We start from the raw sequence: 9,297 nt of genomic DNA, 5'->3' as shown, positions 1-9,297 counted from the left end.
GACATGCGCAAGCGCCTCTCGCTGCGCAAGGAACAGGTCGCGGTCAGCCTGGACAAGCACGGCGTCACCGGCGTCGTCGCACGCGTCATCCTCGTCCTCGACGCCTCGGGATCCATGAGCGCGCTGTACACACGCGGCGTGGTGAAGAACGTCGCCGAGCGGATGGCTGCCGTCGCGGCGCAACTCGACGACGACGGCGAGATGCAGGCGTGGACGTTCGCCACCAACCCGGCACGGCTGCCCGATCTGGTGATCGGCGACCTGCCCGAGTGGCTGGGGCTGCACGTACGGGTGGGGCAGATGAGTCTCTTCGGCCGGAAGAAGCCGCAGAAGGGCCTGGTGGCGGGGCAGGTCGACATGCGGGCGGTCGGTTTCCAGAACGAGGAGCAGAAGGTCATCGCGGAGGTACGCGCGTACGTGCGCGAGAACCCCGTGCCCGCGCCGACCCTGGTCCTGTTCTTCTCCGACGGGGGCGTGTACCGCGACGCCGAGATCGAGCGGGAGCTGCGCGCGGCGGTCGAGGAGCCGGTGTTCTGGCAGTTCGTCGGGCTCGGCAGGGCCAACTACGGCGTGCTCCAGCGTTTCGACACGATGGCGGGCCGCCGGGTCGACAACGTCGGCTTCTTCGCCGTCGACGACATCGAGCGCGTCTCCGACCCGGAGCTGTACGACCGGCTCCTGTCGGAGTTCCCGTCATGGCTGCGGGAGGCGCGGCAGGCGGGGATCCTGCGCTGAGCCGGTCGCGTCGAGCGGAATGAACAAAGGCGACGGCCTTCCCGGCTACGCGGTCCGGCTGTACGACGCCTACCGATCACCGACGCGCGGGCACAGGGCGCCGTCGATCCGTCCGGTGGGCGCGGGCCCGGCAGGGCGGATCGGGGGGATCGCTTTCCCCCGCACTGCCCGCACTTGTCCCCCGGTCTGTACCACTACACCCTTACTGTTAGTTTCTACAGTGCTGTAGAAGCAAGCGCTACGGCCGACAGACGGCGGTGCGGGGGGCGGGGCGTACCCTCCGCGCCGCTCCGTCCGTACGGCCGGCTCCGCACCGCTCCCCTGCCCCGCTGACAATTTCTACAGTGTTGTAGATTTTGCTCAGTCCATACCTTCGAGCACCAGGAGAAGATCGTGGGAGTTTCCCTCTCCAAAGGCGGCAACGTTTCGCTCAGCAAGGAGGCGCCCGGCCTGACGGCGGTGGTCATCGGCCTGGGCTGGGACGCACGCAGCACGACCGGCGCCGACTTCGACCTCGACGCGAGCGCGCTGCTGGTCAACGCGGCCGGCAAGGTCCCCTCCGACCAGCACTTCATCTTCTACAACAACCTCAAGAGCCCCGACGGTTCTGTCGAGCACACCGGTGACAACCTCACCGGTGAGGGCGAGGGCGACGACGAGTCGCTGAAGGTCAACCTGGCCGGTGTCCCCGCCGATGTCGACAAGATCGTCTTCCCGGTCTCGATCCACGAGGCCGAGTCGCGCAGCCAGAGCTTCGGCCAGGTCCGCAACGCGTTCATCCGCGTGGTGAACCAGGACGGCGGAGCGGAGCTCGCGCGCTACGACCTCACCGAGGACGCCTCGACGGAGACCGCGATGGTCTTCGGCGAGCTGTACCGCAACGGCGCGGAGTGGAAGTTCCGCGCGGTGGGCCAGGGTTACGCCTCCGGCCTCTCGGGCATCGCCACCGACTTCGGTGTCGGCGTCTGAGCTGAACCACACGCCGCCGGACCCGGACCAGCCGTCAGGCTTCCGGGACCGGCGGCGTCGCGCTTTCCGGGTTGCCCGATGGGGCACCGCCGGGTGCCCCGGTCGGGCCGGTGTGCGGACTGGACCGGGAAGGGGTCGGCGGCGAAGGGTGGAACGTGGGGAACGCCGCGGCGCGGCGCCCGGCCCGGCAGCCGAACGACCGGTGCGGTCAGGGGAGATGGCGATGAACGCACACGACCACGAGCACGAGAACGAACGCGGGCAAGGGCATGAGCACGAACACGAGCACGAGCACGTCGGTGACCGCGAGCTTGTGTCTGACCGCGACCGCGACTCCGGCCTCACCCACCATCTCTACCGCGCGGCGGCCGACGGACGGGCCGATGTGATCGGTGCCGCCGGGATGGGCACGCTCCAGCGGGCCGTCGGCAACAGAGCGCTCGGCCCGATGATCCAGCGCTCGCGGAACGGCCCGCCGGACCGGGTCTCCGCCGAGGAGGAGCCCCGTTCGCCGGTCCACGAGGTCGTGTCCTCGGGCGGCTCCCCGCTTGACGCCGACACCCGTACGGACATGGAGAGCCGGATGGGCGCCGACTTCTCCGACGTACGCGTCCACAACGACGCCGCGGCCCACGAGTCGGCGAAGGGCGTCGGCGCGCACGCGTACACCGTGGGCAACAACGTGGTCTTCCAACGCGACGCCTACGACCCGTCGTCACCGCAGGGCCGTACCACGCTCGCGCATGAGCTGACGCACGTGATCCAGCAGCGGGAAGGGCCCGTGGAGGGGACGGAGGCGCCCGGCGGCATCCGGGTCAGCGACCCCTCGGACCGCTTCGAGCGGGAGGCCGTCGCGAACGCGGACCGCGTGCTGGCCGACCCGGTAACGGCCGTACCCACGCCGGTATCCGGCGGTACGTCAGCCCCGACTCCGGCGACCGCCGCCGTGCAACGGGCGGCCACGGAGGACGAGGAGGAGCAACCGGCCGATGTGCAGGGCTCGTTCGTCCAGCGGGCCGCGACCGGCGGCCCCGAGGAGGAGGAAGAGGCGCCGCCCGCCTGAGCCGCGCCCCCCTTCGCCAGACGGACCATCACATCGCTTATTCCGGGCGCATGTTGCCGCCGAGGAACAGCGACTCCGAGCAGCGCGACGGCGCCGGCGCGCCCACCGGTCTGCCGACCCTGCGGCAGTCGATGGTCATCGTGACCGTACTTCCCCCGGGCACCAGGATCGGGGTCACGAAGTGGTAGTCGGAATCACGGAAGTTCTCCAGTCCGAGGCTGAGCACCCGCGTCTCCCGCCCGGCCGAGACGACGACCGTTCCCGCGTCGCCCTGCGGGTTCTGCACGACGATGTCCGTCAGCTCGAAGGTCTGCCCGGCCGGTACGCGCAGGGCCGTCCCGGTGTTCGCTCCGCCGCCCACCGCGTCACTGACCCGTACCTGTGCGCTGGTCGGGGCGGTCGCGGCGGCGTCCGCCGAGGATCCGGGGCTCGGTGACGCGCTGGGTCCCGGCGCGCCGTCGCCCGAGCCGGCGGAGTCGCCACCGGCGGAACCGGCACCGGCCGGGCCTCCTCCCCCGTCCGGGTCTTCCGCGTCCGGCGACGCGCTCTTGTCGGCCTCGACGGCGGACCGTACCGCGTCGGGCGTGACCGCCTCCCGGGCCGCCGACTTCACCGCCGGGCGCAGCAGCGCGTACCAGAGGCCGACCAGCGCGATCAGCACCACGGCGGCGACGACGAGCGCCCGTGGCAACCAGCGCGGCAGTATCGGTTCCTGCTGGTACGAGCCGTCCAACAGGACGGGTTCCAGGGGCTCTTGGTCCTCGGCCACCCGTGGGGTGGCGAACACCTGGAAGGGGTGCGTCACCGGCGTACCGCGCCACATCCGCTTTGCCGGCCGCACGCGCAGCTTCCCGAACTCGGCGCGGCCCGGCTCGATTCGGAGTTCGGAAGCGGCGAAGACCACCCGCGCAAGCTCCGTACCGGGCTGGGCTCCGAGCCGTACGGAGACCGGCGTGTTGCCCCGGTTGTCGACGGCGAGCCGGTGCTGACCACTCCGTGACCCGTGCGAGCTGCGCGGGACCAGTTCGGCCGTCGTCTCCGTGAACGGCAGGACGGTCACCCGGCCCTCGGGCACCACCGTCCCGCTCTCCTCACTCGTCGGCACCACCCGGATGCCGAACGGAGTCCCGCCCGCCGGCACCGTCGAGTCGCGGGGCGGGCGCAGCATGAGCGACACGGTGCCGGAGTCGCCCGGATAGAGGGACAGGACCGAGGGCTCCACCGCCGACCAGGCGGCGCACGCGCCGACCACCTCGAAGCGGTACTCCTCCACGGTCCGGCCGGAGTTCAGGACCCGCAACGCAAGGGCCGTCTCCTCGCCCGGTTCGGCGGTGACGGACGATTCGTCCAGACTGGCGGTGAGACTCATACCCGGACCGTAGGGTCGGTGACCGGGTGTCACATCGGCCTCGAAGGAACACTTTCGGGCAGATTCGATGCCCGCCACAACGTTTCAGTTTCCTTCTCCGTGAAGGCGGGAATCTTCAGTCAGCCTCACAACGGATGGGGCAATCACATGCAGCTGTGAGGCTTGTGCATTGCTGTGACGCTTCAGGCTGTCGCCCAGGGGGAGCATTCGTATGGAGCGCACCACTGTCGCGTTACGAGCCCAAGATCCGATTTCACGGGCCGGGGTAGCCAGTCAATTAAGGGCCCGCCCCGAGGTCAGCGTCATGGAATGGGACGCCGGAGACGTCTCGCCCGAGGTCGTGGTCATCGTCGTGGACACGGTCGACGAGGATGCGCTGCGGACGCTGCGCCACATCCAGCGCACGAGCACCTGCCGCACGGTTCTGGTCACCACGGACATCGACGAGCAGAAGCTCGTGAGCGCGGCGGAGTGCGGCGTCGCCGGTGTGGTCAGACGCTCGGAGTCGACACCGGAGCACCTGGTCCAGGTGATCGGTACGGTGGCGCGGGGCGAAGGGCATCTGCCCTCCGACCTGCTCGGCCGTCTCCTCGAAGAGGTCGGCAGGCTCCAGGGCCAGGTCCTCGGCCCGCGCGGACTGCACTTCACCGGGCTGGCGGCACGGGAGGTCGATGTGCTGCGACTGGTCGCCGAAGGTTATGACACAGCGGATATCGCGACGAAACTGGCGTATTCCGAACGCACGATCAAGAACGTCCTGCATTCCGTGATGACCCGGCTGCAATTGCGCAATCGCTCGCACGCGGTGGCTTACGCGATGCGTCAAGGTCTTATCTGACGTCGGACGATTTGCCCCGCCGTTGCCCCAAAGGGCAATCGCGCTTACCCGTGGCAGTGGCTCGCATTCCGCTGCGCGCGCGGGGGTGGTGCGGGACCGTTCGAGAGGCCGCGACGGCATGTCCGGACGGTGGGGACGGGGAGGAACGCTGTGCGGTGGATTCGGCGGACGGGCATGCCGAGGGAGATGACGAGAGACCTGTCGGCGGACAGACGGACCGCGCCGTACGGGCGGATCCGACCGCGCGGCGCGCGGCGTGCGGCGGCGCTCGCCCTGCTCCTGCTCGGCGCCGGTCTGGCGCCCGCGTCGGCGGTGGCGGACACCGCGCCGGTGACGGGTACACCTGCGGCGGTACGCGTCCCCGTACCGCCGGACCCATGGGTCACGCCGGCCACGCTTGACGAGGCACTGGACCCGGGCGGTTCGACGGGTGTGGCCAAGCAGGTGCGGACACCTGCGATCCCGCCGAGGCCGGATGTGGTGCTGCTGGTGGACGGCACGGGCAGCATGGAACGGCCGATCCTGGATGTGCGGACATATCTGCCGGAAATCACCGACAAGATCCTGGCCGCGGAGCCTGAATCACGTTTCGCGGTCGCCACGTTCGGCGACCAGGAAGTCGATGAGCCGAACGCGGGGTTCAAAGTACTCCAGGAGCTGACGGACGACATCGGACTGGTCCAGATCGGTGTGAACCAACTACGCACGGACCTCGGCGAGTTCAGCATGGGCCCGTCGGAGGACTGGATCAACGGCCTGTGGGAGATCGCCAACGGCGCTGACGGCAAGACGGTGTTCCGTGAGGGCGCGAGCCCGGTCGTGGTCCTGGTCAGCGATGCATCAAGTCATGCGCCGAGCGACGGCCACACCATCGACGACACGATCGCCGACCTCCAGGACAAGGGGGTCCGGGTGATCGGCATCGAGGTGGACAGCAACCTCGGGGACGGCCTCAACGGCAATGGGAACGCCAACAATCCGGACTACCCCGATCAGATCGAAGATCCGCCGACCACCCCCGGCCAGGCCACCCGGATCATCAACGCGACCGGTGGCCGCCTGCTGGAAGGCATCCAGCCGGACGAGACGGCCCAGGCGATCATGGACGGCTTCGACAACCTGCCGACCACCGTCGGTCATGAGCTGCACGACTGCGACCCGCATCTCACCGTCGCCCTGGACCCGCCGACGAGGCGGCTCACCAGCGGCGAGACCGCACAGTTCACCGAGAACGTCGACGTGTCGGCCGACGCCCCCCAGGGCACGACCTTGACCTGCACGGTCCAGTTCCTCCAGCTCGGCGCGCAGGTACCGGGGACGGACGCGCTCGGCCCCGCCGCCGTTCCCGATCCCGACTTCCAGCAGAAGATCAGCATCACCGTGAACGACGTCAACGACCCGGTCGTCACCGTGGACGACCGCACGGTCAGGGCGGAGGACGACGACGGCGCGCGCATCGGATTCACGGCCACGGCCACGGACGCCCAGGACGGTGAGCTGCCCGTCACCTGCGATCCCGCGTCGGGCGCGCTGTTCCCGGTCGGCACAACGACCGTCACCTGTTCGGCCACGGACTCGGCGGGCAACACCGGTACGGACACGGCGGAGTTCGAGGTGCTTGAGCCTCCCGTACCGCCTTCGTCGGACATCGCGGTACGGGTGGACGTCAGCCCGGACCGTACGTACATCGGCCGCCCGGCCCGCGCCGAGTTCACGGTCACCAACGCGGGACCGGACGCGGCCCGGGGTGTGGTCCTCTCGGCGGCCTGGCCGGCGCCGTCCCGCGCGGGCGACCGCACCCTGCCGGCCCTGAACCGCTGTACGGCAGCCCGGCCGTGCACGATCCCCGCCGGAGGCCGTATCGAGGTGACGCAGACGGCGACCTACCAGGCGGCGATCACCGGCGACGTACGGGCCACCGTGCGCGGCACGCTGCCCGACCGCCGTACGGCCAACAACCGTGACACGGACCGGCTGCGCGTCCTGAAACCCTCGCTCACCGTGACCCCGCTGGTCGCCAAGCCGGGGCAGCCCGTACTGGCACGCGGCAAGGACTACCCACCGGGCGAGACCGTACGTCTCACGTGGTCCCTCGGCATCACGGCGGACAGGTCGGGCACCCGGGTGGGCCGGGACGGCACCTTTGAGGTGCAAATGCTGGTGCTGCGCAAGGACACGCTCGGGCCGCGCGTGCTGCGGGCGGACGCCACCGGCCTGCCCCGGCTCCAGGAACCGGTCCTGGTGGTGCAACGCAACCTCCAGCCACCGGACTTCAAGGGTCGCTCGTGACGGGCGAGGTAGCTGAATGATCCACGAGGTGGACGACGTCCTGAGGACCCTGATCCGGGCGGAGGTGCTCGAAGGCGGCCCGATCGCGGTCGTCTTCGACGCGCCGACGAGGGAGTGGGCGGCCAAGGTCAATTCGCCGATGGTCAACCTCTACCTCTACGACATCCGCGAGGACATGCGGCGCCGTGAGCGGGGGCTGCACAACGAGTACGACGAACGCGGCGCGATCGTCGCGCGCCGCCGCCCGCCGCGCTACTTCAAGTTGTCGTATCTGATCACGGCGTGGACCAAGCGCCCGGAGGACGAACACCGGCTGCTCTCCTCGCTGTTGGCGTGCCTGTTGCGGTACGAGGCGCTGCCGCCGGAACGGCTGGCGGGATCCCTGGCGGAGATCGGCGCGGCGGTGCCGATGTCGATCGCGCTGCCGCCGCCGGAGGACCGGTCGTTCGCGGACGTGTGGAGCGCGCTGGGCGGTGAGTTGAAGCCGTCGCTGGACCTGGTGATCAGCGTTCCGGTGACGTCGTCGCCGGTCTACGAGGCGGGTCCGCCGGTGGGCGACGAGGGGCTGCGGGCGAGCTTCGGGGACGTACCGGCGCGGGGTGAGGGATCAGGTGCGGGCGCGGGACAGCCGGTGTACGGGTCCCGGCCCGGCCGCCCGCGCCGGGAACCTGCGCCGCGACGGCCGTCCGGTGCAGTCCGTGTCACGGAGACGCGCGGCACGGCGCCGGAGGACGTATGACGGGAGCCTCGGACCTGCGACACCTGCTGGCGCGGGCGGTCGCGGTGGAGCAGCGCGTCCGCCGGGCGGTCGCGGCGAGGCGGGCTACCGACCCGGACCCGGACGACGCGTTCCGCGGCCTGTATCTGACGGAGGAGAACGTCGCGAGGCTGCTGGACGAGGACGCATCACGCTCCTTCCCTCCCCCTGACGAACAGCCACTCGGAAGTCCACCAGACTCCCGACTCACGTCCCTGACAGAGAAGTTCGCACTCACCGCACTCGACGTCGAGATTCTGCTCATCGCCCTCGTACCGGACCTGGACGACCGCTTCGAGGCGTTCTACGGCTACTTGAACGACGACGTGACCCGCCGCCGACCGTCCATCGGTCTGGCCCTGGGCCTGTGCGGTTCGACTCCGGCGGACCAGGAGGCACGCGCCCGGCTGGCTGCCCGGTCACCGCTGCGGGCCGGTGGACTGCTCCTGGTCGAGGACCTGGACCGCCCGTTCCTGAGCCGCGCGCTGCGCGTACCGGACCGGGTCGCGGCCCACCTCCTGGGTGACGACACCCCGGACCCCCGGCTCGCCGATCTGCTGGCCCCGTGGCGCGCGGTACAGGGCGTCGGCGACCCGGCGCCGCTGGCCGGGGTGCTGTCCGAGGGCGTTCAACTGGTCTACCTCAGCGAGGACCAGGGCGGCGCGGGTACGGCGCTGGCCGCGTCCGCGCTGACGGCGGCGGGCTTGGGCGTCCTGGGCGTGGACCTGGCACGGCTGGCCGAGTATTGGGCGCCGGCGGAGGCGGTACGCACCCTGGTCCGCGAGGCCCGGCTGACGGGGGCCGGCCTGGTGTGCGCGCCGCTGGACGCGGTGTCCCGCGAACACCCGCACCTGCTCCGGCTTCTGACGTCGACTCAGGTTGCGACGATCCTGGTGGGCCGAGCGCCGTGGGACGCCTCGTGGTCCGCCTCTCCCCCGCTGCTCCTGCACGCTCCGCGCGTGGAGCCGTCGGCGCGCGGGGCCCTGTGGACGGACGCGTACAAGCAGTGGTCCCCGGCGCCGCCCCCGCCCGGGATCGACGCGGACCATCTGCTGGCGCCGTTCCTCCTCACCCCGGAACAAGTCACGGCCGCGGCCCGCAGCGCGGCCCAGACGGCCAGTCTGTCGGGCGGCGCGCTCACCGCCGACCACGTACGCCGGGGAGCCCGCGCCCAGAACGCGGCGGGCCTGGACCGCCTGGCCCGCCGCATCGAACCGACGGTGACCTGGGACGACCTGGTCCTCCCACCCGACACCCACGCCCAACTCCGCGAACTC

The 9,297-nt window shown here is 70.7% G+C and carries 7 protein-coding genes and 1 pseudogene; 7 read left to right on the top strand and 1 reads right to left on the bottom strand.

All coding sequences use genetic code 11. The features are described from left to right. The 3 genes from GXP76_RS31455 to GXP76_RS31445 form a co-directional block, all read left to right on the top strand. Positions 1-735 (top strand): VWA domain-containing protein (locus GXP76_RS31455; protein WP_242575024.1); only part of this gene is annotated, 735 nt, incomplete at its 5' end. 393 nt (positions 736-1,128) lie between these two features. Then, entirely contained in the window at positions 1,129-1,704 is a 576-nt protein-coding gene (locus GXP76_RS31450; protein ID WP_242575023.1) for a TerD family protein, read from the top strand. 223 nt (positions 1,705-1,927) lie between these two features. Further along, on the top strand, positions 1,928-2,767 hold the full coding sequence (locus tag GXP76_RS31445; RefSeq protein WP_374363299.1) for a DUF4157 domain-containing protein: 840 nt from the start codon (positions 1,928-1,930) through the stop codon (positions 2,765-2,767). 37 nt (positions 2,768-2,804) lie between these two features. Here the strand turns inward: GXP76_RS31445 and GXP76_RS31440 are convergent, their stop codons facing one another. After that, positions 2,805-4,136: a hypothetical protein gene (locus GXP76_RS31440; protein ID WP_242575021.1), complete on the bottom strand. Its 1,332-nt coding sequence runs from the start codon at positions 4,134-4,136 to the stop codon at positions 2,805-2,807. Positions 4,137-4,347: 211 nt separating this feature from the next. Here GXP76_RS31440 and GXP76_RS31435 point away from each other — a divergent pair, with 211 nt between their 5' ends. From GXP76_RS31435 to GXP76_RS31420, 4 genes and pseudogenes are all read left to right on the top strand, one after another. Continuing rightward, the gene (locus tag GXP76_RS31435) at positions 4,348-4,974 is read left to right on the top strand and encodes a response regulator transcription factor (RefSeq protein ID WP_242575020.1); all 627 of its coding nucleotides are present in this window, start codon (positions 4,348-4,350) and stop codon (positions 4,972-4,974) included. A gap of 186 nt (positions 4,975-5,160) precedes the next feature. Further along, complete coding sequence (locus GXP76_RS31430) at positions 5,161-7,263, top strand: VWA domain-containing protein (RefSeq protein ID WP_242575019.1); 2,103 nt, start codon at positions 5,161-5,163, stop codon at positions 7,261-7,263. A 16-nt stretch (positions 7,264-7,279) separates the two neighbouring features. Then, positions 7,280-8,002: a DUF4255 domain-containing protein gene (locus tag GXP76_RS31425; protein WP_242575018.1), complete on the top strand. Its 723-nt coding sequence runs from the start codon at positions 7,280-7,282 to the stop codon at positions 8,000-8,002. Next, positions 7,999-9,297: pseudogene (locus tag GXP76_RS31420) on the top strand (ATP-binding protein); the annotation flags it as partial. The gene GXP76_RS31425 and the pseudogene GXP76_RS31420, both read left to right, overlap by 4 nt.

This window comes from Streptomyces sp. NP-1717, from assembly GCF_022695985.1.
Taxonomy (GTDB): Bacteria; Actinomycetota; Actinomycetes; order Streptomycetales; family Streptomycetaceae; genus Streptomyces.
The sequence above is the reverse complement of the archived record's forward strand: the minus strand, read 5'-3'. Positions and strand labels throughout refer to the sequence as shown.

What these genes read in the sequence shown, in the direction of transcription:
- GXP76_RS31445 (WP_374363299.1), top strand. Translation starts at nt 1,928, where the DNA reads ATGAACGCACACGACCACGAGCACGAGAACGAACGCGGGCAAGGGCAT.
- GXP76_RS31440 (WP_242575021.1), bottom strand. Translation starts at nt 4,136, where the DNA reads ATGAGTCTCACCGCCAGTCTGGACGAATCGTCCGTCACCGCCGAACCG.
- GXP76_RS31430 (WP_242575019.1), top strand. Translation starts at nt 5,161, where the DNA reads ATGACGAGAGACCTGTCGGCGGACAGACGGACCGCGCCGTACGGGCGG.
- GXP76_RS31425 (WP_242575018.1), top strand. Translation starts at nt 7,280, where the DNA reads ATGATCCACGAGGTGGACGACGTCCTGAGGACCCTGATCCGGGCGGAG.
- GXP76_RS31435 (WP_242575020.1), top strand. Translation starts at nt 4,348, where the DNA reads ATGGAGCGCACCACTGTCGCGTTACGAGCCCAAGATCCGATTTCACGG.